Consider the following 24,089-nt stretch of genomic DNA (forward strand, 5'->3'; position numbering starts at 1 on the left):
CCGACCGGTGCAGTCACTCCACCTTGGGCATCTCATGGATGCTCGGGACCGACGACCTGGCCCGGCACTCCCGTTGGTTCCTCCGCAACTGCGGCGGGATGCTCGACGAGATGCACGGGCACTTCCCGACCTTCTACAATTTTGCGGACGAGCGGAACGAGGTTCACATCCGCTGGCTCAGATGGGCCGGCTTCACCTTCGGCCGCCGCATTCCGCACAACGGCACCCATTTTTGGGAGCACTGGAGAACAAAGGAATGTGTGTAGCTGCCGCCGCAGCGATCATCTCCACCGGCGCAAGTGTCGCAGGTCAGATCTTCAGCTTTCAGGCGCAGAACAAGGCCGCGTGGGAGCAGCGGGCCTATAACATGAAAGTCGAGGCGCAGCAGGAGAGATACCGCGCCGAGCTGATCCAGTATCAGAACGTGGTCTACCAGCAGGAGGTGGACTACGGGAAGAAAGTCCTCGACTACCAGAAGAGCGAGTTCGCCCGGCAGGAAAACTTCGTCGCCAAGGCCACGGAGTCCATCCAGCAGAACCTCTTCGCGCAATACGCCACGCTCCTTCAGCGGGCCGTTGAGGAGGGCATGGCGTCCTCCTTCCAGTCCGTCCAGAACCAGAAGTCCGTCATGGCGGCGCAGGCTAAGGGGCGCGTTGCGGCCGACGCCAAGGGCATCGAAGGGTCCAGCATCGAGCAGCTTATCAATGACGTAGCGCGGGAAGGCGGGGACAACGAGACGATCATCGCGTTGAACCGTAGCGCCACCCAGCGGCAGCTTGCGATTGAGGCCATGGGCCTGAAGGCGAGCGCCGACCAGCAGCTCTACAACCTTCCCATTCAGACGTTCCAGCCCAACGCTCCCCTCAATCCGCCTCAGCCGGTCAGCCCTGTAACCCCTGCGGCCCCCGTAGCCGGCCCCAATCGAGGGGCGATGATCGCCAACGTGATCGGGTCGGCCATTCAAGGGGCGAGCAACTACGCGACGTGGTCGGGGCAGTCGTTCAAGCAGGCATTCAGCTTCAACCTCTAAGGAATAAATGGCAGAGCAGTTCACGTTCCGCCCCACCGCGCGGCCGGTTGATACCGTCGCGGTCAACACCAACTTCCGCCGGCTCCCCACGCCAGTTGCCCCGGTCAGGCCGATGGCTCCCATCGAGCCCGCCCGTCCTCGTGCACCGACGCCGTCGAATGTGGACCAGCTTGTCAACGCGCTCTCCGCGCTAAACCCGAAGATCACGGCAGCGCTCGGCAAGTTCTTCGACGAGGAGAACAAGCAGGACGCAGCCGATGCGGAGATGCGAGTCCTCATGGACGGCGTCAATTCGTGGGGCGAGGCGGTTGCCAAGGACCCGACGCTTGCCGATCGCTCCCCGGTCTTCCGGCAGGTCTATGAGGCCCGCACCGCCCGGAACCGCGTACAGGCCCGCGCCGGCCAGCTCATCAGCGAATATTGGCAGTCCGACATCGCCAGCAGCGAGGACCCTACGGCCATCAATAAGTGGCTGTCGGAGCGGATGAAGGATGTCCTCGACACCGCACAGTCTCCGGCGGAACGCGCCGCCATGGCGGAAGAGGTCATGACTGTCACCCGGCAGTTCGTGCAGGGGCATCGGGAGAGGGCGCGTGGCAATCTCGTGGAGAAGAACCGGGAGAGCGTTTCTGTCGGCTTCCAGACCACGATAGACAACTACGCCGCCCGAGGCCCGGCCGCTCCATATCAGACGGACGACCCGGCCGTTCTCGAGAAGCTGAAATCATCGGGCGATCCTCATGCCGCCCGGAAGCTCGCCTTCCTGAATGCCATTGCCGGTGGTGAAAGCGCGGGCAAGTACAACATCCGCTACGATGGGGGCGCGGGCTCCCTATTCGAGCTCAACGGCCGGCACCCCCAGGTCAAGGTCCAGACCCCTTACGGCCCCTCTGACGCCGCCGGTCGCTACCAGTTCCTGTCCTCGACGTGGCGCCGCGTGACGGGCGATGCAGCCTTTACGCCCGAAAACCAAGACCTCGCGGCCATCCGGCTTGCGGAGCTTGACTACGCGAGCAGGACCGGCGGCCGGAACCTGTGGCAGGACATGGAGAAGGAGGGCTTCAGCACCCGCATTCAGGCCGCCTTGTCGCCGACGTGGAAGGCCCTTGAAGGCAACCGAGGGCGCCATATCGCGACCTTCAACGCCAGCCTTCAGAAGTACGGCGGGAAGCCGACCGGTGATGGTGTCCAGAACGGCTACATCCCGGAGATGATCGAAGAGCTTCAGAAGCAGGAGATCGAGGCGAAGAAACAGGGCATGAGCCCGGCCGAAGTCTCGGCGCTGTCCGTCAAGGCCGTGACCGAAGCGGCAGTCCGGCAGGGCGATGAGGCGATCCTCGACGTGCTCCTGAAGCCGCGCCCTGACGGGACACCGGGGGCGGGCATGACGGTCGCCGGACGGGATGCCATCGATAAGGCTCGGCTGGAAATCCGGCGCCTGCGCATTCAGGAGCAGAACCAGCAGCACACCCTTGAACAGCGCCGTAAGGAGGTTCGTAAGACGGAAGTCAAGAAGGCCGCCATCGACGCCCTGATAGGGCAGCAGAAGGCCGAGGAGGACGCCCGCGCCAAGGGCGAGATCTACAACGGCCCGAGGGGAATCCCGCGCGAGATCATCGAGACGGCAAACCGGGAGGACCCCGAGCTGGCCGAGACGTTGATCCAAGCGCAGAAGACGATGGACGACTTCAACAAGCGCGAGGACCCCGTGATGATCGCGGATTTCCAGCGCCGGGTCTACAACGGCGAGGCCACCCCTTCGGATGTCTTTGACGCCATCGCTCGCGGTGTCATCAAGGACCCCGGCACAATCCGAAACCTCTACGATCAGGCGAACCGGAACATCAACCGGAGCGTCGTCACCAAGCCGGTCGTCAAGCCGTTCTACGACATGATCGGCAAGATCATCGGCGAGGAGACGCTCCCCGGTGTGCTCCAGAAACCGCTTGAAGGGAATGCCGCTACGGTCGCCTTCTCGCAGGCCCTGATGGAGTTCGAGAACAAGAACCCCAACGCCACCGATGCGGACCTCTTGAGGTTCGCCGATGAGACCTACAAGGGCCTCGTCAAGGTCTACAAGCCGCACCTCGACCTTGAGGCGGCCAAGCCTGAGAACCAAGACCAGCGTCGAGAGGAAGAGGCGAAGCGGCGGGCCGACGCGGCGGCGGCGACATCCACCGGTAAGCAGCCGGCCGGTAAGGCCGCCAAGTCCGTGAAGGAGGCTCCGGCCTACGTCCCGCTCGATCCGACGCCCGGCGTTGATTGGCGGAACACGCAGCTATTCCCTGACGTGCAGACGCTCGACCGCGAGCTGGCCCGCTTCAAGGCAGGCGACAACGCCGGCAACAGCTTCACGGCTTGGGCGGTCAAGCTTGGTATCCCGCAGGCGGACTTCGGCGAGTTCCTCGCGAGGCAGCGAACCCTCGCGGAGAGGGGCAGCAAAGGTAAGCAGTAATGGCAACAGAATTGACCCCTGAAGAGCTTCAGCAGGCCGAGGCTCTTCGGCAGGGCTTCCTCGAAATGGAGGAGAAGGACCCGTCGTGGATGGAGCGCGTCTCCGCCACGGCAGGGGCCGTAGCGTCTGACGTTGGCACCGGCCTTAAGGAAGCCGTTCCGCAGGCCGTCAGGGGCGCTCAAGAGGGCCTCAACGCCATGTCTGACGCCACCTTCAGCGTGGCCGATTGGCTCAACAAGAACGTCATCGACCTCGACAAGCTGGTCCTTGGTCGCGAGGCCCCGAACGAGAACGCCCTGCGCTTCTCCGATGGCGCTATGCCGGCCGAGCCGGAGTCCGTCACGGGAACCATCGTCAACGACGTGACGCAGTTTCTCGTTGGCATGGGCGTTGCCGGCCGTGCCCTCAAGGCGGTCGGCGTCACACGTGCAGTGACTGCACCGGGCGCGGTCGGACAGGGCATGCTAAAGGGCGCCATCGCGGATGCGACGGCCTTCGACCCCCACGAAGAGCGCCTGTCCAATCTGCTTGAGCAGTATCCCCGCCTGTCCAATTCGGTCACGCAGTACCTTGCTGCGGACCCGGAGGACGGCGAGGCGGAGGGGCGCCTCAAGAACGCGCTGGAGGGGCTCGTCTTGGGCGGCCTCGTGGAAAGCCTGTTCCACGGCATCCGGGCCATCAAGCTCAAGCGCTCGGGCAACCTCAAGGGCGCCGAAGAGGCCCTCGACGAGATGGAGCGCAGCGGCGAGGCGGCCGGCGTCAAGGTGGACGAAGCGCCCCTTCGGGATGGCCCCGAGGGCGGCGAACAGCTTGACCTCAATCTGGAGGGAGGCGGCCCCCGCCCGGACAGCCCGAGGGAAACCTTCGGGGACCAGCAGGGGGACGTTAAGCCCGGCGATATGGCGGCCGACGTCCCGCCCAAGAAGCCCACGAAGGACGCCCCGGCGTTCAAGCCCGCGAAGAAGCTCGTGGAGGTGGACGACGCCAAGCTCCGGGAGATTGCGGGAGCGTCGATCAGTGAGAAGGCGTGGGGGCAGGGACGGAACATCTCCGGCATCCGCACGGACCTCATGGAGACCGCCGAGGACATCAACGCCACCATGTCCGCCCTTCGCGTGGTCTATCGCGAGGAGGCCGCCAAGGCCATCGGCGGGAACGCTGACAATGTCCGCTCGTGGAAGAACGTCGAGCGCAACGCGGACTCTCTCGCGGACCTGATCGGCGACGATCCGCGCCTTCTTCTCCAGCGGATGCAGGCCATCCATAAGGAGACCTTCCACGCGGACGCGGAGCTGAAGCTCTATCGCGACATGCTGGTGACGGTGAATGACCGTCTCGTGCAGATCGCGGAGGTGGTCGGGGACCCGCTCGGGGGAACCGGGAAGTATGCTTCGCGGGCCGAGGCATACGCGGACTTTGCCAAGCACTATGAGCTGATGGCGAACATGCAGCTCATGTACAAGGGCATCCAGACCAACTTCGCCCGCACGATGAACGCCATGAAGCTGACGGCGGAGGCCCGCAAGGGTGTCCTGCCGGACAACGTGGACGGGCTCTTTGCGGGCGGCGAGAGGGAGATCGTCAAGGCGGCGAAGAAAATCCTCGCCAACGGGGAGAACGTGAAGGGCAACCTTCAGATCACCCGAGGGGGCTTCGTCAACAAGATGCTCTCGTCGGTCAATGAGTATTGGATCAACTCGATCCTTTCGGGTCCCAAGACGCACGTCGTCAACATCACCTCGAACGCCATCAACGCGGCCTTCATCCCGACCGAGCGGCTCATCGCGGGAGCCCTGCACTTCGACAGTCCGCAGGGTCGGGCCGAGTTTATCGAGGGCGCCCTCCAGTTCGCGGGCTATGCGGCTTCCTTCAAGGACGCCGTCCAGCTTGCCTACAAGGCGCTCAAGACAGGGGAGTCGATCCTCGACCCCGCACGGGGAACCGTCGAGCACGCCCCGGCCATCTCCAATCTCAACTACGGCATCTCCGATCCGGCCCTGTCGATGGCAATCAACGGCCTTGGCAACGTGGTCCGCCTGCCGTCCCGCTTCCTCACGGCCGAAGACGAGTTCTTCAAGCAGCTCACCTATCGCTCCGCTATCCGGGCGCAGGCGTGGCGCGAGGCGGCCACCAACGGCATGTGGCGCGACCCGAAGGCCATGGCGGAACACGTCACGAAGCGCCTTGACGAGGCCGTTGAGGGGAACGGAAACGCGAAGAATGCGGATGCCCTAGCGCTGGCCCGAGAGACCACCTTTACGCAGGACCTTGCGGCGGCCACGCATAGCGGGGGCCGCACCCTCGGCCAGACGCTCCAAGGCGCCGCAGCAGCTCATCCCGGCCTGCGCCTCATCATGCCGTTCGTGCGAACCCCGACAAACATCATGCGGCAGGTCTGGAACCACACGCCCGGCCTCAACCTCCTTCGGAAGCAGTACGCCGATGACATCATGGGCGCGAACGGGTTCCGGGCGAAGGCGCGGGCGCAGGCTCAGATGCTGACCGGCGGGCTCCTGTGGGGCGCGGCAGTGGCGAACGTCATGGAAGGCAACATCACTGGCGGAGGCCCGGCGGACCCCGACATCCGAAAGGCTCTTGAGGCCACGGGATGGCGTCCCTATTCGATCCGCACGACGGACGAGGAGGGGAACGTTCACTACACCTCCTACGCCCGGTTCGATCCTTTCGGCATGTTCTTCGGCCTGGCTGCGGACTACGCCGAGGCCGCCGGAGCGTGGCCCGAGCAAGACCTTGAGGAACGCGCGACGATGGTCGTCACGGCCCTTGCGAAGAACCTCAACAACAAGTCCTACCTGTCGGGCCTCGTGAACGCCCTCGGCGCCATGTCGGAGCCGGGCCGGAAGGCAGAGAATTTCTTCAAGGGCATCGCAGGCGGCTTCGTCCCGACCGCGCTACAGCAGGTGGCGGGCGATCCGCATATGCGCGAGGCGCGTTCCGTCGTGGACGCCATGCGCCGGAAGATGCCGGGTTACGCGGAAGACCTCGATCCCCAGCGGAACATCCTCGGCGAGAAGCAGTATATCCCGCCGGCCCTCGGCCCCGACTGGATCAGCCCTGTCACGCAGACGGTCCACGCTCCGGGCGCCCAGCCGCTCACCGATGAGTGGAAGCGAACGCCGCAATCTGATGTCTATGACGAGCTTGCGCGGCAGATGATGCTCCACAACTCGGCGATCAAGGTGTCCCCGGACAAGCTGGATGGCGTTGACCTGACGCAGTACCGGAGCCCCGTCACCGGCTACACCGCCAGTGACCGCTACAGGGAGCTTACGGGAACCGTCGAGATCAACGGGAAGACCCTGAAGGAGACCCTCGCGGACTTCTTCGCCTCGCCCGCCTACAAGACCGGGCTGTCGGACGGTGACTTCGACCGCAACGGGTCCCGTATCGACCAGATCAGGGTCATCGTGCAGGCGTTCCGGGAGGCCGCGAAGGCGGAGCTTCGACAGGAAATCCCCCAGCTCCACTACGACCTCATGGAGGCGCAGCGGCAGGGGGCACTCATCAAGCTTCCGCAGGACCAGCGCAGTTCCCGATAGGTGCAGTCGCTGCACCTGTGACGGACCCCCGAGGGAAACCTTGGGGGTCTTTTCATTTTCAGCACAAGGAAATCAATGGCTCTTTCCTATGTCCAGTATGCGGGCGATGGGGTCACGCAGACCTTTGCGGTTCCGTTCCCGTATTTGGACAAAGACCACATCGAGGTTCGGGTGTCCCTCGATGTCCACTCCTTCACGTGGGACGATCCGAACACCGTCAGGATCACCCCGGCGCCCGCACCTGATGCGGTAATCGAGGTTCGCCGCCACACCCCGCGCGACAACCGTATGGTGGATTTCGTGGACGGTTCGGTTCTCACCGAGAGTGACCTCGACCTGTCCAACCTCCAGACGTTCTACATCGTGCAGGAGGCCATCGACATTGCCGGCGGGACGCTTGAGCTTCTGTCGGACGGCTCCTATGGCGCCGGCGGCCGAAGGATCAAGGAGCTTGGCAACCCGGTCGAGGATCGCGATGCGGTGACGAAGACGTGGGCCGAGACGGCCATGTCGTCCCAGCTCGCGCAGGCCATCGCGGCGGCCAACTCGGCGTCCGCTTCGAAGACAGTAGCGGCCACGTCCGAGGCGAACACGCTCGCCCACAGGAACGCTGCGGAGACCGCCAAGACTGCCGCCGAGGCCGCCCGAGATACGGCCGCGACGGCAGCCACTACGGCCACGTCAGGCGCCGGCACGGCCACGTCAAAGGCCGCCGAGGCGATTGCTGCGGCGACACGTGCGCAGGAGTGGGCGTCCAAGCTCGGCTCACCGGTCGAGGGGGCCGACTACTCTGCCAAGAAGCATGCGCAGGACGCGGCGGCCAGCGCTGCGGCAGCGGCAATGTTCGACCCGTCAAGCTTCTACACGAAGCTCGCAGCGGATGAGCGTTACTACGACAAGACGACGGCGGACGGACGTTACATCAGATCCACGGGCAACGGATCGATTACGGGGGACTTCTCCGTTGGCGGCTCTCTGACCTTCACTAAGAGCCTGCGCCTTACACAGAACACCGACCTCGACACGCTTACGGTCCCCGGCTGGTATGACGGCGACGCCCTTCTCAGCGTTCCGGTGGAAGCCGGAGTGGCGGGCCGCTGGTTCTACATCGAAGTTGTCCGCCACTCGTCCAGCGCAAACTACGTCCTCCAGCGCATAACTGCCCTTAATCACAGCGGCTACAGGACGTGGGTTCGGACCCGAAACAATGGCGTCTGGCAACCGTGGAGAGAGGCGTGGGACAGCGGAAATCTGGACACGTGGGCTATGCAACCAATCGGCATGCCCATCCCGATCTTCGACCACATCCCAGGCGTCCCGACTCCGCCGACCGACAAGGCATACCGCTACGTCAAACTGACGGCTGGTCTGACCGGGGCGGGGGGCTACAATAACGGCATCCTCACGAGCGAGACCGTCTCGGGCTCTGCGCCACTCGTCAATGCGACGGCGGTTGTCAGCCTGACGGGCTCGCCGCTCAACGGACAAACACTCCGTCTCATCAACACCGAGCGTCGATTTGTTCGAGCCGGTGACATTGCTGGCTCCGTGCAGGACGACGCGTTTCAGGGCCACCGGCACCTGCCGCTAAACCCCAGCTGGCCCTTCATGCACCGGAACGGGTCGGAAAACTTCTCTGGTGGTGGTGCTCCCCTGAGCAGCATCTCAACCACGGGCGACCCCACCACAGACGGTTCGAGTGGAGCCCCGAGAACCAGCACGGAGACGCGCCCTCGGAACATTTGGGCCACTTACTACATGAGGATCAAGTAATGCCGTGGGCATCTAACGGCCAGATCAGCACGTCGCCCCTCAGCGATGGCATCGAGATCAGCGAGGCCGATTACCTCGCGGCGCTTGACGGTTTGGCTGCGGGGCAGATGGTCAGCATCGCGGGCGGTGTGTTCGCACTCGTCGAACCGCCGAAAGCCGAGCCCGAGCGGGACGATCCTGAGCGGGACCAGTCGCAGCTTCGCCCCCTCAACCCCCGACAGCTACGTCTCGGGCTCCTTAATAACTCCATCAGTCTCGCGTCCGTCGAGGCTGCAATCGAGGCCATCGAAGACCCGGCCGCGCGGGAGCGGGCAATAGTCGAGTGGGAGTATGCGCCGATCTACAAGCGAGAGCATGTCCTCATTGCGCACATCGGCGCCGCGCTTGGCCTGACTGAGGAGCAGATCGACGACATGTGGTCGGAGGCGCAGACCCTGTAATGGAAGAGAACCAGCTCTACCTCATGCTCGGCCGGATTGACGGGAAGCTCGACCACGTCATCCAGCGGGCCGACAAGCAGGACAATAGGGCCGACGAAATCGAGCGTGTGCAGTCACTGCACTCTGAGAGGATCACCACCCTTGAGCGCGACCGGCGATGGGTAATCGCCCTTGCTGCGGCGCTCTCGACCGTCATGGGATGGGCCATCTCAATCCTGAAGGAATACCTCTTCAAGTGAGCAAGAAAGCAACGCTGGAGACGTTCGAGGCCCTGCACGAGGCCCTCGCTAAGGACCTCCTGAAGCGCATCCGAGAGGGCACCGCTACGGCGGCTGACCTCAACGTCGCTCGCGCCTTCCTCAAGGACAATGGCGTGGACGCGATCCCGGCCCAGGGTAGTCCGGTCGGGGACCTTGTGGCGAACCTCCCATTCGCCTCTACCGAAGACACCTACACCAAGCAATAAGGCCCCTTCGGGAGGCCGTACAGCGCCTTTCAGCCTCGGCAAGGGAAAACCCCCTGCCGGGGCATTTTTGCGTCTGTGGCGGCGTCCCTGACTCGCCATGAAGCGTTTCAACGATCCTATCAAGGACGACTTCCGAAACTTCCTCTATCTGGTCTGGAAGCACCTCAATCTCCCTGACCCGACCGCCGTCCAATACGACATCGCGGACTACCTCCAGCACGGCCCGAAGCGCTGCATCATCGAAGCGTTCCGGGGCGTCGGGAAGTCCTATGTCACGTCGGCATTCGTCGTCTGGCTTCTCTACCGCGATCCGCAGCTCAACATCCTCGTGGTGTCCGCTTCCAAGGATCGCGCCGACCAGTTCTCCACCTTCACCAAGCGGCTGATCGCAGAGATGCCCCTTCTGGCCCATCTACGGGCTCGTCCGGGGCAGCGTGACTCGTCCATTGCGTTCGACGTTGGGCCTGCCCGCAACTCGCACTCGCCGTCCGTCAAGTCGGTCGGCATCACGGGTCAGCTCGCCGGCTCCCGCGCGGACGTGATCATCGCCGACGACGTGGAGGTTCCGAACAACTCCATGACCGAGACGCAGCGCCAGCAGCTTGCGATCCGGGTGCAGGAGTTCGACGCAATCCTGAAGCCTCTCGACACGAGCCGGGTCATCTACCTCGGCACTCCGCAGTGCGAGATGAGCCTCTATAACGAACTTCTCAAGCGCAACTACCAAATCCGCATCTGGCCGGCACGTGTTCCCGACAAGGCGCAGATCGCGGCGTATGGGGACCGGCTGTCGCCGTTCGTCTTCGACCTCATCGAGAAGGGATGGAAGGCAGGCGCCCCGACCGACCCCCAACGGTTTGACGAGGACGACCTGTTTGAGCGCGAGGCGTCGTATGGCCGTTCTGGCTTCGCGCTTCAGTTCATGCTCGACACGCGGCTGTCGGACGCTGAGCGCTACCCGCTCCGGGTCTCCGACCTCATCGTCATGTCAATCAATCCCGAGCTGGCTCCCGTGCGCCTCGCTTGGGCTGCCTCACCGGAGGCCCGGCTAGAGCTGCACAACGTGGCCTTCAACGGGGACCACTTCTACCGGCCCATGTGGGTGGACAAGGAGTGGACACCTTACACCGGCTCCGTCATGGCGATTGATCCTTCCGGGCGGGGCGGGGATGAGACCGGCTATGCGATTGTGAAGTTCCTCAACGGGTTCCTTTACGTGACCGCAGCGGGCGGCCTTCCGGGCGGCTACGACGACGACACGTTGCTCAAGCTGGCTACGCTCGCGAAGGACCATCAGGTCAACCACATCATCGTCGAGGCTAACTTCGGTGACGGCATGTACACCAAGCTCCTCCAGCCCGTGGTGCAGCGACTGCACCCGTGCAGGATCGAGGAGGTGAAGCACTCGTCGCAGAAGGAGAAGCGTATCATCGATACGCTTGAGCCCGTCCTCATGCGGCATAAGCTCGTCATAGACCCGAAGGTGATCGAGCAGGACGCCAAGTCCGTTCACATCTACCCGGCCGATAGGGCGCAGCAGTACATGCTCATGTACCAGCTCACCCGCCTGACGAAGGACCGAGGGTCCCTTGCCAAGGACGACCGGATCGATGCCCTCGCCATGGCGGTGGCCTACTGGACCGAGAGCATGGCGCGAGACGCCGACAGGGCGGCGGCCGACCTGCGAGAGAAGAAGCTGCAAGAGGAATTGGACAAGTTCATCGACGGAGCCATGGGACGCTCCGGCCGTCCCCGCGATCTTTGGGTTCGGGTGTAATTGGTGCAGTGACTGCACCGGGGGCGATGGGTGCAGTACCGCTGCACCTGTCTAGTTTCCGGTGCAGTGATACTGCACTTTAATTATCCCCCACTTATAGGGGGAGCCAATACCCCCGCCCCCGTAAAGTTTACATTAGAGTGTTAAAGAGGGGCGCCCCTTGGGATGTCTTCTGTCCTGCTTCGCAGTCCAGCCTCGACATCCCAAGGGCATTGTCAAGGGAGTCCCTATATGGCACCTAGAGGGCTCGCTAGGGGCTTTCCATGACTTCCCTCATCCGCATCATCCTCCTCACCTCCGCCTCCGTCATCACCGCCTCTCCGGCCCTTGCCTGTAACCCTCAGTGGGGACCATGCGCGGGCGTGGTCTACACCGGCCCCGTTGGGCCGCAGGACTACGGCCAGCAGTCGCAGATGGAAGGCCAGATGCGTGGGCAGCAGGTTGAGCGATGGGCGGACAAGAACCGGGCCATCGTCAATTCCTGGGGCCAGCAAGCGCCGCGTAGCGGTCCCCATGGCGGGCCTAACACCCGCCCCTACGGTCGATGATCCAGCTCCCTTAAGGAAATCCGAAGGGCAGCCCGTGCTCAGCGTGTACGAAGACCTATTCGGCCCATCCGCGAGCGGTGCCGGTGTCTACCTAATGATCGCGGTGGCGGCCCTCTTGGCCCTTCGCGCTGCTCCCGCCTTTATCAGGGATGTCCTCCTAGAAGTCAGGCTCTCGCCCGTGATTGCCGGCGGAATTGCCTTCTGGTGGCTCGCGATATCAGGCAAGTTCGTCCTCGCCTTTCTGGTAGTGCTGACGGGCACGGTTATCTCAGGGCTACTCTACACGCCGAAAGAGGGAACAAAGCCTGACGACCATGGCGCTCCGAAGTAGGCCCCTAGGAAGCCCGTAGAGGGCCGTCTCCGGTTTCCGGTACGTTTCCCTATCCTAGGTGCTCAAGGGGGCTATAGGGCCGCCCTAGAGTCACTGAAGGGGCGGGTGAGGGTCCCCGGATGTTTGCCACAAAAATTCGAGAGGGTTCGCTCGCGGAAGCGAGCCCGCAATTCCCCCCATGGCCCTGCCGGCCGTACAAATCGCGCGTTCCGTTACCGCATGGGGCACCGGACGGCCCCCGACGTCACGGCCTGCGGCACACGCTGCGGCTAAGCCATTGAAAACATTGGTTCTGCGGCGGATTGCAAATCTCATTCGGGCCGCGCGGGCAGCCTAAAGGGCGCGTTAGGGGAGGCTGCCGGGCCTCGTTCCGGCCGGCGCCAGTGCCGAAGCTATCCGCTTCCATCTCTTATCTATTGTTTTGCGGTGCAGCGTCACTGCACCTATCGCGCCCGTTCCTCGCCCTCTCACGGCCACCATAACGGCACCTACCGGAGTGCAGTGACTGCACCGGCCGGGGGCAACTCGACTGCCGTCGTATAGTCCCGTGTATGCCGCCTATCGTCACCGTTATATGTGTCGAGTGGCGGCGCAAGCCATTGATTTTTAAGAGATACAAAAAAATTTTCAGAAAAGCGCAAAATAGGCGTTGACTAAGGGACGATCCCGGATTTAGCACTATCCACACAACGGAACGACATCGCGCCTCTTCGGGGTAGGTCGCTCCCAAGGGCTTCCAGCCCGCCGCTCTTTGACATCGTGAACCTCTCTAAGAGCCCGCAAGGGCTCACCTAAGCGTCACCGGTGAATAGCCCGAAGCGAGGCATGTCCTCGCGTTCGCAAGCGAAGCGCTGCGGGCGCTTAGACCTAGCCCTTGCAACTAGTGGAGAGATGAAATGTTGAACGATACGTCGCGAGTTGATGGTGAGGCCGGCACCGGTGCTGAAGAGAATGGCCCGGAGTTTGGCCCAAATCACAACTTCCTTGCCGATTGCGCTGCAACCATCTTGGAGCGCTACAGCAAGGCGAAGTCGGCAAGCCGCGCCTCTCTTGAGGATTTGTGCGTCGTCGGCGAGCGCCTTAACGAGGCCAAGGAAACCCTGAAGGACACCAAAGGCGCCTTCGGGGAGTGGTGCGACAAGTCCGGCTTTCCCTTCGACAAGACTTGGCGAGCCCGCTTGATGAAGCTGGCGGCCAATTGGGATGCCATCATGGCGGCCGTCGAGGCCCTGCCGGAAGACAAGCGCAAATGGTCTGTCGATGGCGTCCTTGCCATCTGGCAGGCGGCTGAGAAGGCCAAGAAAGAGCCTCCCGCAGGCGGCACCGGTGAAGGTGGCGAGGGGGAGGGCGGCGAGGGTGGCGAGCCCAAAGCCAAGGCGAAGAAAGAGACGGAAGCCGAGAAGCTCCGCCGCTTGCTGGCTGAGGCCTTGGCCGAAGTCGAGCGCCTCAAGGCCGAAAACGAGGCCCTCAAGGGCACCGCTAAGGGCGGCACCAAGGGGAAGGCCAAGGACTTCTCAGAACGCGACTTCGGGAAGCGCAACGACAAAGCCCATGGCGGGCACGTTGATCCTGTGACGGCAACCCGAGCCCGGAAGGTGTGGGCGCTCTACACCAAGGGCGCGACGGAAGGCGAGAAAGAGGCCGCAAAGTCCCGTCTTGAGGAGATGGCGGCCAAGTGCGGAATGGGGTTCGAGGCGTTTGTCGCCGCCTGCGGACTCTAATTGTGCCCGGACGGTCCCACAAGGGGGACTGTCCCGGCCTTTTGCTCTTGAGCGTAGCGCCTCGGGGCATCGTTAGCGGTGCCTCGCACGGTGCGCTTAGGCGTGCCCTGTCGGCCAGTCCCGGCCGGCTGTCACCCCGGAGGCTAAGCCATGCAAGTCGTGGTCTTCGTCTCCGTCTCAATCGACCGCAGAACGAAAAAGAGGATCAAGAGGGCCGCTGCAACGGCATTCCTCTCAATCCTCTTCGTTCTCATCGCTTGAGACGGCGGCTCCTCGCTCGAAAGGGCGGGGAGTTGCCGGGGTTGATCCTAGCACCTCTCATCGCTGGATGTAAACCCATGACAAAAAAGCACTTTATCGCCCTCGCGAAGGTTATCGCGGAGACTTCCGACGAGCGCGAGCGGCGCCGTCTCTGTGAGGAAATCGGCGCGGTCTGTGCCTCGGTGAGCCGGGAATTTCGGTGGAGCACGTGGCGGGAAGCCTGCGGGGTTGAGCGATGAGCGAGGCCCAGGCAGCCGCCGCCATTTTCGCGGCCCCTTTCCTCACCCTCTCGGCCCTCTTCACGGTCGCCGAAATCATCCGCCTTCGCAGCCTCTGGCGAGGACTGCCTTAGCCGCCTGACGAGGCCCTTGAGCAAGGCCGAAACGGGGACCTAGCCGGTCCTCGTCGCGGTAGCTTTTTCCGCTCCCAACAGGTGAAGTCACTGCACCATGAAAATGGAAGACGCGCTCCGGGCTCGCATTGCTGAGCTTGAGGCTGAGATTGCCCGGATGAAGGACGATGCGGCCCATGACGACGCTGTCTATCGGAAAGACCAAGCTCTCCTAGACAGCTACGAGGAGGCCATTGAGGCCGCCGAAATGGAGATCGTCGAGGAACGCGCCAAGGTCCTAAAAGCCGAGGCTCTGGCCGCTCAACGCTACGACGAGTTGTCCAAGATCGTTGACGAGATGCGCGGCCTTGTGGACGAGCGAAACGAGTTGGCCGGGGAATTGAAGGATACCGAAACCGAGCTTCGGGAGTTGGAGAAGAAGCACGAGAAGCTGGAGGAGACCGGTAGGGAGGAGATGGAGACCTTCCGCGAGGCGCTGATTGATTACCTCATCAGCATCGGCGAGCCCGTGAATTGCCATCTCCGTGCCTCTCGTGAGCTTCAGGCCCTTTGCGATGTGGTCCTCTAAGGCGAAACCTAGCGGGTGCCTCAGGTGCCCGCGATGGTCGCGGCGTAGTGCGCCGCCTGACGAGCCTGTGGATTATAGGACTGTGATCCTATGAGCCCTTGTCTGTGGGAGTAATGTTCTATTAATGTTCTCACTCGGGCGACGTTGCGGGCGCGTCCCGACGCCACCTCCCGGCGACCTTCCCGGCACGAAAGTCACACCTGAGAATGCGCTTCACGACCTATTATAAATCCGCAATTGTCCCACTTGTGGAATTCTACCTTGAGTGGGATAGTGGCAAAAGGTCGGCCTTTCTGTTCACGACAGAAGACGGGCCATTCGAGATTGTATGGGGGCCGCTCTATCTGATTTTGGAGCGGCCCGGTTCTCTTTTGGGAAGGACGAAACATGGACCAGAAAGCCACGCGGAAGGCGATACTCCTGATTGAGGAGTTCCGCAAACTCGATCCCAAGATGCCCATTCAGATGGCCCATATCCTCCTTCTCGTGGCCCTGAAGCCGGGCGTCAACATGCGGCAGCTCATGGCTGATACCGACCTGAGCAAGTCCAGCGTCACCCGACACGTTGAAGTCCTTGGAGACGGCGGCAAGACCGGCCCTGGGCTCGGACTCGTTGTGTCGAGAGATTCGCTTGAGGACCGCCGCTTCAAAGAGGTCCGGCTAACCCCGGCAGGCGAGCGGGTCATCCGCTCCATCATCCACTACACAGGAGGTGAATAATGGCAGTACGGCCAAGGGGAAACTCATGGCAGGTTGACATCACGCTCGGGGACAAGCGCTGGAGGGAAACCTTCAGCACCGAGCAGGCAGCCAAAGCATGGGAACTAGAGGCCCGCGCCGCACACCTGCGGGGCGAGGCTATTCCGCGTCCTATTGCTCCCACAAGTGCGACAGGTGCAGCGACTGCACAGTCCCGCAAGGGGGACACTCTCGGGGAGGCGCTGCGTCTGGCATACGATGCCTTTTGGAAGAAGGGACCGAGCGCCGCGAAGATGATGGTCAACATCGGGCAGGTGGAGGACTACTTCGGCCCCGCCACTCCGGTGCAGTCAATCGACACCGACGCTGTCCTCGGCTTCATCGCCGTTATGGAGGCCAAAGGGAATGCCGATGGCACGATCAACCGCAAGCTAGCGGTCCTGTCGAAGGCCATGAAGCTGGCCCGAGATCGCGGCGTGATCGACAAGCTCCCCAATTTCCACCGCCGGAAGGAGAGCAAGAACCGGATAAGGTTCCTATCCCCGGAGGAGGAAAAGGCGCTGCTGGAGACGTTGGCGTCGTGGGAGAAGCCGGACCACGTCGAGGTCATCAAGTGCCTGATCGACACCGGCATGAGGCCCAAGGAGCTATACGCCCTTGCGCCGCGTGACGTGGACCTGAAGTCGAATCTCATCAGCATCTGGCAGACCAAGAACGAGAACCCGCGCTCGATCTATATGACCAAGCGGGTCCGCGAGATCGTCAAGCGTCGGATAGGTGCAGCGACTGCACCGACCGACAAGCTCTTCCCATACTCCAATCTCTGGATGCGGCACGTATGGGATAGGGCGCGGACGCATCTCGGGTTTGCCAACGACGAGCACTTCGTCCCGTACATCTGCCGGCACACCTGCGCTTCCCGCATGGTGCAGCGGGGCGTGGACCTCATCGTCGTCAAAGAGTGGATGGGGCACAAGGTCATTCAGATGACGCTTCGGTACGCGCATCTCGCGCCGAAGAACCTGAAGGCCGCTGTCAGTGTCCTTGACGAGGGATGGAAGGACGACGATAAGGGCGCGGACGGGGCCGCCGACGAAGGCATGAAAAAAGCCCTCCAGCTCCTCGCGAAGCTCGGGATGCTGCCGCCGGGAGTGTCCGTCGATCAGGTCCTTGAGGCCACCGAGTAGACTAAACTCCGTTGATGTCTACCGGTTGTGACGCGTGACGGAAATGGGCACCGGACTGTGACGCCGAAGCCCACCTTGTGACGCGGGCGTGGTGAAACTGGTAAACACAGCGGACTTAAAATTCGCCGCCTCTTCAATGGCTTACGGGTTCGACCCCCGTCGCCCGCACCACCAGACAGCCGAATTGCAGTAGACTTAAAAGACGGCCTGTCTTCGTCCCGATGTAGGGATTAATCCACAAGCCCCTGTCGGATAAGGCTTATCCGGCCGGGGTTTTTGTTTGCAAAATTAGTCCCACTTATGCAACAGTTTCACGTGACGAAGAAGGCGTGACGGATCGATGTCACAGCTTGTGACGCCGCAATGACTCACCTCATCGCCACCGCTACGCCCCGTCACAAGTGCGGTCACGGGCCGGGCGGCGCATCCCCGATTAACCCCCACTTATAGCCACCCCTGAAGGAGACCTTTAGATGAACGATACTGTTTCCTCTCATTCTTCCTCTTCATCTCTTTCCCTCTATGAGAAACAGATCATGTTGGAAGAGGAGATGGTCCTCGCAGGGCGAGACAACTTCTACAAGATGATTGAGCAGGCGAAGCAGCGAGGCGAAGAGGCGAGCACCGGATACGGTCAGAGGCTGCTTAAGGGGCTCATCGAGCCAATGACGAAGGCCATCGAAGACTTTGTCGAAGAGGCCGCGTCGGGCAAGGCAGGCCGGCGCCATAAGGCGGTCAGATACATCATCCTTCTGGAGCCGGAGGTCGTGGCCTTCCTGACGCTGAAGCACGCCCTTGACGCCATCACGAAGCGGCACGTCCTTCAGAGGGCGGCCATCAGGATTGCGGACGCGATGGCTGATGAGCTTCGCCTACGGAAATTCAAGCGGACGAACCCGGATAACTTCCGGGCGACCATGAGCAAGGTCGAGAAGGCCACGTCGCAGCGCTACAAGCGCAACGTTGCACGGCTCATGGCGGGTCGCTCCGGGGTAACGGAAGACTGGCCCAAGGCTGACCGCGTCCATGTCGGGCAGAAGCTGATTGAGATGCTGAGTGCAGTGACTGGACTTGTGAAGATCGAGACCGTTGCGCAGGGGCTCCACGATACGCAGGTCTATGTGCAGGCCACGGACGCGACCCTCGACTGGATCAACAACGCCAACGAGCAGATGGACGTGCTCGCCCCGTCGTTCCTGCCAACAATCATCCCGCCTAAGGAGTGGTCGTCGCCCTTCGACGGCGGCTATCACAGTCAAATGCCCCGGCCGCTGACACTCATCAAGAGCCGGAACCGGAACTATCTGGAGGAGCTGGCGAACCGGGACCTTTCGCAGGTCTATTCGTCGGTGAATGCCATGCAGAACACCGCGTGGCGCATCAACAAGCCCGTTCTGGAGGTCCTTCGGGAGGCTTGGGAGATCGGCCTGCCCATCGCCAAGCTGCCGTCACGTGAGGCCCTCCAGCTTCCCGCCAAGCCGGACAACATCGCCGAGGACGAGGAGGCGAGGAGGGAGTGGAAGAAGGCCGCCGCTCGTGTTCACACGGCCAACGGCAAGCTGAAGAGCAAGCGCATCCAGCTCCGCAAGATCATCCAGATCGCGGACAGGTTCGCCGAGTTCGACGCCTTCTATTTCCCGCATCAACTCGACTTCCGGGGACGCGCCTACGCCATCCCCCTGTTCCTCAATCCGCAGGGCTCGGACCACGCCAAGGCGCTCCTGACGTTCGCCCATGGGAAGCCCATTGGGGACGACACGGGGCCGGGCTGGCTCGCGATCCACGGGGCCAACACCTACGGCTACGACAAGGTGTCTCTGGAGGATCGGATCACGTGGGTGGAAGAGCGGTCCTCGCTGATCGAGAGTGTCGCGGCCGATCCTTGGGGCGAGGGGTTCGAGTTCTGGACGAAGGCGGACAAGCCATGGCAGTTCCTGGCCTTCTGTTTCGAGTGGGCCGGATACATCCGCGAGGGCGCGGCCTTCGTGTCGTCGCTGCCCATCGCCTTGGACGGCTCCTGCAACGGGCTCCAGCACTATAGTGCCGCGCTTAGAGACCCTGTCGGCGGCCTTGCCGTCAATCTCGTGCCATCGGAGAAACCGAACGACATCTATGCGGCTGTCGCGGATGTGACGTTGAGGCTGGTGAGGGGCTTCGTGTGTCCAAATGGTTCCACATCCGGGACTGTTCATGGTCTCGCCAAGCTTCGCAAGACGTGGGCCGAGCACGGCATTGATGAGGTGGACATGGCGAACCGCTGGCTTGCCTTCGGGGTTGACCGGAAGGTGACGAAGCGGGCGGTCATGACGCTTCCCTACGGGTCCACTCAATATTCCTGCCGGGAGTTCCTTGAGGAGGCGGTGAGGGAGAAGCTGGAGACCGGCGCCAAGAACCCCTTCGCTACGGACCAGAGCGACGGCATCTTCAAGGCCACGCTCTGGCTTCAGCCACTGGTCTGGCAGGCCATCGGGGAGGTCGTGAAGGCGGCCCGCGTCGGGATGGATTGGCTCAAGGAGTGCGCCCGGCTGGCGGCGGCCGAGGGGTTGCCCGTCACGTGGCAGACGCCGGACGGGCTTCTCGTGCAGCAGTCCTATCTCGATACCAAGGCGAAGCGCATCGAGACCTTCCTCGACGGGCGGGTCATGAAGCTGACGATCCGGGAGGACCTGGACAGCATCGACCGGCGGCGCCAGCAGCAGGGGATCGCGCCCAATTGGGTGCACTCTATGGACGCAACGGCCTTGCGCATGTTCGTGAACCTCGCGGCGGCCAACGGCGTGACCAGCTTCGCCCTCGTGCACGACAGCTACGGGACGGTGGCGGCGGACGTTGACATCGTCTCCGTCTGCCTCCGCAAGGCGTTCGTGCAACTCTACACCGAGCACGACCCTCTGGCGGAGTTCCGCGTGGACATCGCGGGGATGCTGTCAGACGAGGCGCTGCCGGAGCTACCCGAGTTGCCACCAAAGGGGACGCTGGATGTCTCTCTCGTGGAGAGGTCCGACTTCTTCTTTGCCTGAATAGTTCCGAATATGGGACTGCCACATATCCGGGACTGGTGCAGTCACTCCGCAGCGCTTCGCTTGCGAGCGCGAGGACAAGCCTCGCTTTGCGCCGGCCCCGGTCGATTAACCCCCACTTATACTGGAGCGGATGGGCCGCTCCTTTCCCTTCTTAGGAGCACTCATCATGAGCGACATCACCACACCCAAGCCCGTCCTCACGATCCGCGAGGGGACCACCTACGCCAATAGCCGGAACGTGGCGGACTGCTTCAACAAACAGCACAAGCACGTTCTTCGCGACATCCGAAAGATCGCGGAGTCAACGGGTCCAGATTTGGGCTGGTTCATTCCCGTCACTTACACCGATGCCAAGGGCGAGGAGCGTGAAGAATACGAGATGACCCGCGACGGCTTCACCATCCTCGTCATGGGATGGACCGGGCAGCGGGCCATGGAGTTCAAGGTTCTCTACATCCACGAGTTCAACGCCATGGAGCAGGCGCTGAAGCAGGCGCAGGTGCAGCTACCGGACTTCAACGATCCCGTAGCGGCGGCCCGAGCGTGGGCCGATGCGCAGGAGCAGAAGCGCATTGCGGAGACAATGGCGTTCCTTGCGGAGGACAGGGCGGAGGAGGCTGAGCATGAGCTTTCATCCGTCATGTCGATCATTGGTCGCCACACGCATACAGTCAGCGAGGTTGCGGCCACGCTTCCGGGCGTGAACCGTAACACCATAAAGGCCGACCTCGCGCGGCTAGGCTATCTCCGCCAGTCGAAGTCAACGGGTAAATACCGTCCCTACGCTCAGTTCGCTCACCTCTTTTACGAGAGAATTAGCAGCGCTTCAGGGCGGAGAGAAATATTTGCGACGGCAGAAGGCAAGAAGCGGCTGGCTCTACATCGAAGTGCCGGGGAGCTGACACTCAAGGCGTTGGCCGGAATTTCCGATTAACCCCCACTTATACTCAAGGCACCCGCCGAGAGCCTTTCCCAACACCAAGAGTGCATTTCATGTCACCCCGCATCACCATCCGGGTCGGGGCGGCTTACGATGAGGTCGTTGTTGACGGCCACACGTTCGACCGCTCCGGCCTCAGCCGCCACCAGCGGCAGGCCATGGCGTCGCTGATCGTGGATACCATGTTCCCGAACCGGCGCCATGCCGAGCGCCCGCGCCACCGCAGCAAGGCCGGCTTCCGTCAGCGGAGGTCGCGCAGATGAGCCGGAAGCGGGACTACGTCTACGAGCAGATCATCAACGCACCGCGTACAGAGACCGCCCTCGCCACGTTCCACCTGATCGATACCCTTCAGGCTTGGCACGAGCGGCGAGGCGTCCAGATCAACGCGGCGGTCATCCTTGCGGTGCTCATGTGCGAGCACCTGAAGGTGGACCTGCAAGACGCCCTTACGGCGGCGAAGAACCTCATCAACACCCACGATGCCCGGCTCGCCACCGAGTTCGAGGCCATCCGCATGTACCTCCGCGAGGAGGTCAAGTGACGGACACGGCCCGAGAAGGGGGATTAACCCCCACTTATACTCAAGAGGACGGCCCCGCCGAGGAGCCCCGTTCTGCACTGTCAACCGCCATCTCCCTTTGGAGAGCCGGACGACGCATCAGTCTGACGCTTGCCGCAGACCTGATGGAGCAGGGTTACGACGTTCCCTCCCTTGAGAGGTTTCACCGTACCTAATCCGTCCCCATACCGGGACAGTCCCATATTCTGTGCAGCGACTGCACCTCTCCAAAGGAAGATCACCATGGAAAACGAAATCCAGAATGCCGTCGATGCCCTCGACAACCCGGCTTACACCGAAACGTCAGACATCGATGTCATCCTGAATGGCGAGGTTGTTTCAGAAGGGAAGGGGTTCACCCCGAAGACCTTCGCTCCGCACTTCGCCGCCGCCCTCTTGGCCCATGCGCTTGGGCACAGCGTCGAGCTCATCGTCCACAACCCGGTCGTGTTCGACATGATGACTGCCAACGGACGTGACGCCCAGCCGCATGAGCGCTTCAATATCACCCTGAAGGCCGCCGCGTAAGCGGCCTTCTCCCAAGCTTGGAAAGACAATTGGCAGAAGCAAAGAAGAAGCTGCCTGCTTTCAAGACGCCTCGACTGGTCTTCAAATTCCCGAAGCTGGTCGAGGCTGATTTTGGCAGTAACGAATACCCGAAGCCGGACGGCGAGTTCTCGACCAAGGCCATCGGCAAGGCCAGCGATCCCGCTGTCCAGAAGCTCATCGCCCAGCTCCAGCCCCTGCATGACGCGGCAGTCGCGAAAGCAGAGGAGGAGTTCAAGAAGCTGAAGGCGGAGACCCGCAAGAAGCTCGGCGGCGTGAAAGTGAACGACCTCTACACCGAGCTTCTGGATCAGGAGACGGAAGAGCCGACCGGCGAGGTCGAGTTCAAGTTCGCGATGAAGCACCGCATCGAGATCAAGAAGGGTCCGAAGGCGGGAACGACGATCATCAAGTACCCGGCGCTGTTCGACGCCAAGGGCAGGCCGATGGTGGTCCGAGACCGCAAGGGCAAGGTGCTCCCGAACGCTCCTCAGATTTGGGGCGGTACGGTCGGCATCATCGCCTTCGAAGCGTCCGACTACTTCATTCCCGGCACCGGCGCGGCCGGACTTAAGCTCAACCTCACCGCCGTCCAGATCATCGACCTCGTGTCGGGCGGTCAGCGGTCGGCCAGCTCCTTCGGCTTCGGCGAGGAGGACGGTTACGAGGGCGAGGACTACAGCGGCGGCGCTGACGAAGACGATGGCGATAGCGAAGCGTCGGACGACGAAGACGAGAACGACGACTTCTGATCCCGGCTTGGTCCACGGCTTCCGCAGCGGCCTAGAAGATAAGGTCGCTGCGGAGCTTGCCGCCAAGGGCGTTCCCGTCAGGTACGAGGACCCGGAGAGCGTGATCCGATACACTTGGCCCTCCGAAGAGAGCAAGTATCACCCGGACTTCGTCCTCCCAAACGGCATCATCGTCGAGACAAAGGGCCGCTTCGTCACCAAGGATCGACAGAAGCACAAGCTCATCAAAGAGCAGCACCCGGACCTCGATATTCGTTTCGTCTTTTCCAATTCCCGGCAGCGGATCAGCAAGACTTCCATGACCACCTACGCCATGTGGTGCGAGAAGTACGGATTCCGCTACGCCGACAAGAGCATCCCCGACGCTTGGCTCAACGAGCCCGCAAAGGGGGCCTAACATGCGCAACATCACCCATATCGTCCTCCACTGCACGGCCACTCCGGCCGGGCGAGAGGTGTCCGTTAAGGAGATCGATCGGTGGCACCGGCAGGCCGGGTTCGCCAAGATCGGCTACCACTACGTGATCCACCTCGACGGCTCGGTCTCAACGGGCCGCCCGCTGGAGGAGCCCGGAGCCCACGTTGCGGGCCACAACGCGACCACCATCGGCATCTCGTATGTCGGCGGCGTTGATGCGAACGACATCAACAAGGCGGTGGACACCCGAACCCCCGCACAGAAGGCCGCCATGGAGCGGCTCGTGAAGGGGCTGAAGGCTCGCTTCCCTGCGGCCGAGGTTCTCGGGCATCGCGACTTCCCGAACGTAGCGAAGGCGTGCCCCAGCTTCGATGCCCGCAAGTGGTGGGCCGAAGTCAGTCAGGTCCCAGGCATACCCGGCATCCCAACACCGGCCGCTTCCAAGCCGGCGGGCAAGTCCTACACCGTGGTGAAGGGCGACAGCCTCAGCGCCATTGCGCGGAAACACGGCGTGGACCTGTTCAAGCTGGCTGAGATTAACGGTCGCGTGAACACCGTTCTGAATATCGGGGAAGTTCTGAAGCTTCCCTGAGTGCAGTCACTGCACCACATCGGGGGATTAACCCCCACTTATACTGAAGAGGCCCTGCTGTAATTGGCGGGGCCTTTTCTTTTCCAGC

22 protein-coding genes, 1 tRNA gene and 1 pseudogene are annotated in these 24,089 nt (G+C 62.5%); all 24 read left to right on the plus strand.

Going from position 1 to position 24,089, the window contains the following annotated elements:
• Positions 1-266 (plus strand): annotated as a pseudogene (locus ASC46_RS19605) (hypothetical protein); the annotation flags it as partial.
• The gene (locus ASC46_RS19610; RefSeq protein ID WP_055460983.1) at positions 257-1,030 is read left to right on the plus strand and encodes a virion core protein, T7 gp14 family; all 774 of its coding nucleotides are present in this window, start codon (positions 257-259) and stop codon (positions 1,028-1,030) included. The pseudogene ASC46_RS19605 and the gene ASC46_RS19610, both read left to right, overlap by 10 nt.
• Before the next feature lie 7 nt (positions 1,031-1,037).
• Positions 1,038-3,485 (plus strand): lysozyme family protein, encoded by a 2,448-nt coding sequence (locus tag ASC46_RS21640; protein WP_055460984.1) that lies wholly within the window; start codon positions 1,038-1,040, stop codon positions 3,483-3,485.
• Positions 3,485-7,045, plus strand: a complete 3,561-nt coding sequence (locus tag ASC46_RS19620) for a hypothetical protein (RefSeq protein WP_141659726.1) — start codon at positions 3,485-3,487, stop codon at positions 7,043-7,045. The genes ASC46_RS21640 and ASC46_RS19620 overlap by 1 nt, the downstream gene beginning before the upstream one ends.
• A 75-nt stretch (positions 7,046-7,120) precedes the next feature.
• Positions 7,121-8,818, plus strand: coding sequence for a phage tail fiber domain-containing protein (locus tag ASC46_RS19625; protein WP_055460986.1), 1,698 nt, complete (start codon positions 7,121-7,123; stop codon positions 8,816-8,818).
• Positions 8,818-9,258, plus strand: coding sequence for a 2-oxoacid:acceptor oxidoreductase family protein (locus ASC46_RS19630; RefSeq protein WP_055460987.1), 441 nt, complete (start codon positions 8,818-8,820; stop codon positions 9,256-9,258). The genes ASC46_RS19625 and ASC46_RS19630 overlap by 1 nt, the downstream gene beginning before the upstream one ends.
• Entirely contained in the window at positions 9,258-9,497 is a 240-nt protein-coding gene (locus tag ASC46_RS19635; protein ID WP_055460988.1) for a hypothetical protein, read from the plus strand. Before ASC46_RS19630 ends, ASC46_RS19635 begins: the two co-directional genes overlap by 1 nt.
• On the plus strand, positions 9,494-9,724 hold the full coding sequence (locus ASC46_RS19640) for a hypothetical protein (protein ID WP_055460989.1): 231 nt from the start codon (positions 9,494-9,496) through the stop codon (positions 9,722-9,724). The genes ASC46_RS19635 and ASC46_RS19640 overlap by 4 nt, the downstream gene beginning before the upstream one ends.
• Before the next feature lie 97 nt (positions 9,725-9,821).
• Positions 9,822-11,501: a phage terminase large subunit gene (gene terL / locus ASC46_RS19645; protein WP_055460990.1), complete on the plus strand. Its 1,680-nt coding sequence runs from the start codon at positions 9,822-9,824 to the stop codon at positions 11,499-11,501.
• 263 nt (positions 11,502-11,764) lie between these two features.
• Positions 11,765-12,049, plus strand: a complete 285-nt coding sequence (locus tag ASC46_RS21420; protein WP_141659727.1) for a hypothetical protein — start codon at positions 11,765-11,767, stop codon at positions 12,047-12,049.
• A 34-nt stretch (positions 12,050-12,083) separates the two neighbouring features.
• The gene (locus ASC46_RS19650; RefSeq protein WP_055460991.1) at positions 12,084-12,380 is read left to right on the plus strand and encodes a hypothetical protein; all 297 of its coding nucleotides are present in this window, start codon (positions 12,084-12,086) and stop codon (positions 12,378-12,380) included.
• Between the two features lie 896 nt (positions 12,381-13,276).
• Positions 13,277-14,101 carry a hypothetical protein gene (locus ASC46_RS19655; protein ID WP_055460992.1) on the plus strand — a complete coding sequence of 275 codons (825 nt, stop codon included), beginning with the start codon at positions 13,277-13,279 and terminating at the stop codon, positions 14,099-14,101.
• A 710-nt stretch (positions 14,102-14,811) separates the two neighbouring features.
• Positions 14,812-15,282 carry a hypothetical protein gene (locus tag ASC46_RS19660; RefSeq protein ID WP_141659728.1) on the plus strand — a complete coding sequence of 157 codons (471 nt, stop codon included), beginning with the start codon at positions 14,812-14,814 and terminating at the stop codon, positions 15,280-15,282.
• A 387-nt stretch (positions 15,283-15,669) separates the two neighbouring features.
• Positions 15,670-16,002 carry a MarR family winged helix-turn-helix transcriptional regulator gene (locus tag ASC46_RS19665; RefSeq protein ID WP_055460994.1) on the plus strand — a complete coding sequence of 111 codons (333 nt, stop codon included), beginning with the start codon at positions 15,670-15,672 and terminating at the stop codon, positions 16,000-16,002.
• Complete coding sequence (locus ASC46_RS19670; RefSeq protein WP_082464917.1) at positions 16,002-17,168, plus strand: tyrosine-type recombinase/integrase; 1,167 nt, start codon at positions 16,002-16,004, stop codon at positions 17,166-17,168. The genes ASC46_RS19665 and ASC46_RS19670 overlap by 1 nt, the downstream gene beginning before the upstream one ends.
• Positions 17,169-17,250: 82 nt before the next feature.
• Positions 17,251-17,339 (plus strand) — tRNA-Leu (locus ASC46_RS19675).
• 302 nt (positions 17,340-17,641) lie between these two features.
• Entirely contained in the window at positions 17,642-20,188 is a 2,547-nt protein-coding gene (locus ASC46_RS19680; protein ID WP_072249625.1) for a DNA-directed RNA polymerase, read from the plus strand.
• Positions 20,189-20,357: 169 nt separating this feature from the next.
• A complete protein-coding gene (locus ASC46_RS19685; RefSeq protein ID WP_055460997.1) occupies positions 20,358-21,125 on the plus strand; it encodes a Rha family transcriptional regulator in 768 nt (255 codons plus the stop codon).
• 59 nt (positions 21,126-21,184) lie between these two features.
• Complete coding sequence (locus ASC46_RS19690; protein WP_055460998.1) at positions 21,185-21,394, plus strand: hypothetical protein; 210 nt, start codon at positions 21,185-21,187, stop codon at positions 21,392-21,394.
• Positions 21,391-21,675, plus strand: coding sequence for a hypothetical protein (locus ASC46_RS19695; RefSeq protein WP_055460999.1), 285 nt, complete (start codon positions 21,391-21,393; stop codon positions 21,673-21,675). Before ASC46_RS19690 ends, ASC46_RS19695 begins: the two co-directional genes overlap by 4 nt.
• A gap of 261 nt (positions 21,676-21,936) precedes the next feature.
• A complete protein-coding gene (locus tag ASC46_RS19700) occupies positions 21,937-22,221 on the plus strand; it encodes a hypothetical protein (protein ID WP_055461000.1) in 285 nt (94 codons plus the stop codon).
• Positions 22,222-22,250: 29 nt separating this feature from the next.
• A complete protein-coding gene (locus ASC46_RS19705; protein WP_055461001.1) occupies positions 22,251-22,991 on the plus strand; it encodes a hypothetical protein in 741 nt (246 codons plus the stop codon).
• 7 nt (positions 22,992-22,998) lie between these two features.
• Positions 22,999-23,388, plus strand: coding sequence for a hypothetical protein (locus ASC46_RS19710; protein WP_210166026.1), 390 nt, complete (start codon positions 22,999-23,001; stop codon positions 23,386-23,388).
• Position 23,389: 1 nt separating this feature from the next.
• Positions 23,390-24,001 carry an N-acetylmuramoyl-L-alanine amidase gene (locus tag ASC46_RS19715; RefSeq protein WP_072249627.1) on the plus strand — a complete coding sequence of 204 codons (612 nt, stop codon included), beginning with the start codon at positions 23,390-23,392 and terminating at the stop codon, positions 23,999-24,001.
• Positions 24,002-24,089: the final 88 nt, after the last annotated feature.

The organism is Chelatococcus sambhunathii (assembly GCF_001418005.1).
GTDB lineage: Bacteria > Pseudomonadota > Alphaproteobacteria > Rhizobiales > Beijerinckiaceae > Chelatococcus_A > Chelatococcus_A sambhunathii.

Excerpts from the sequence above, each read along its gene's own strand:
- ASC46_RS19620 (WP_141659726.1), top strand. The coding sequence starts at position 3,485 with ATGGCAACAGAATTGACCCCTGAAGAGCTTCAGCAGGCCGAGGCTCTT.
- ASC46_RS21640 (WP_055460984.1), top strand. The coding sequence starts at position 1,038 with ATGGCAGAGCAGTTCACGTTCCGCCCCACCGCGCGGCCGGTTGATACC.
- ASC46_RS19715 (WP_072249627.1), top strand. The coding sequence starts at position 23,390 with ATGCGCAACATCACCCATATCGTCCTCCACTGCACGGCCACTCCGGCC.
- ASC46_RS19690 (WP_055460998.1), top strand. The coding sequence starts at position 21,185 with ATGTCACCCCGCATCACCATCCGGGTCGGGGCGGCTTACGATGAGGTC.
- ASC46_RS21420 (WP_141659727.1), top strand. The coding sequence starts at position 11,765 with ATGACTTCCCTCATCCGCATCATCCTCCTCACCTCCGCCTCCGTCATC.
- ASC46_RS19655 (WP_055460992.1), top strand. The coding sequence starts at position 13,277 with ATGTTGAACGATACGTCGCGAGTTGATGGTGAGGCCGGCACCGGTGCT.
- ASC46_RS19635 (WP_055460988.1), top strand. The coding sequence starts at position 9,258 with ATGGAAGAGAACCAGCTCTACCTCATGCTCGGCCGGATTGACGGGAAG.
- ASC46_RS19625 (WP_055460986.1), top strand. The coding sequence starts at position 7,121 with ATGGCTCTTTCCTATGTCCAGTATGCGGGCGATGGGGTCACGCAGACC.
- ASC46_RS19695 (WP_055460999.1), top strand. The coding sequence starts at position 21,391 with ATGAGCCGGAAGCGGGACTACGTCTACGAGCAGATCATCAACGCACCG.
- ASC46_RS19680 (WP_072249625.1), top strand. The coding sequence starts at position 17,642 with ATGAACGATACTGTTTCCTCTCATTCTTCCTCTTCATCTCTTTCCCTC.
- ASC46_RS19610 (WP_055460983.1), top strand. The coding sequence starts at position 257 with ATGTGTGTAGCTGCCGCCGCAGCGATCATCTCCACCGGCGCAAGTGTC.
- terL (WP_055460990.1), top strand. The coding sequence starts at position 9,822 with ATGAAGCGTTTCAACGATCCTATCAAGGACGACTTCCGAAACTTCCTC.
- ASC46_RS19685 (WP_055460997.1), top strand. The coding sequence starts at position 20,358 with ATGAGCGACATCACCACACCCAAGCCCGTCCTCACGATCCGCGAGGGG.
- ASC46_RS19665 (WP_055460994.1), top strand. The coding sequence starts at position 15,670 with ATGGACCAGAAAGCCACGCGGAAGGCGATACTCCTGATTGAGGAGTTC.
- ASC46_RS19630 (WP_055460987.1), top strand. The coding sequence starts at position 8,818 with ATGCCGTGGGCATCTAACGGCCAGATCAGCACGTCGCCCCTCAGCGAT.
- ASC46_RS19700 (WP_055461000.1), top strand. The coding sequence starts at position 21,937 with ATGGAAAACGAAATCCAGAATGCCGTCGATGCCCTCGACAACCCGGCT.
- ASC46_RS19670 (WP_082464917.1), top strand. The coding sequence starts at position 16,002 with ATGGCAGTACGGCCAAGGGGAAACTCATGGCAGGTTGACATCACGCTC.
- ASC46_RS19660 (WP_141659728.1), top strand. The coding sequence starts at position 14,812 with ATGAAAATGGAAGACGCGCTCCGGGCTCGCATTGCTGAGCTTGAGGCT.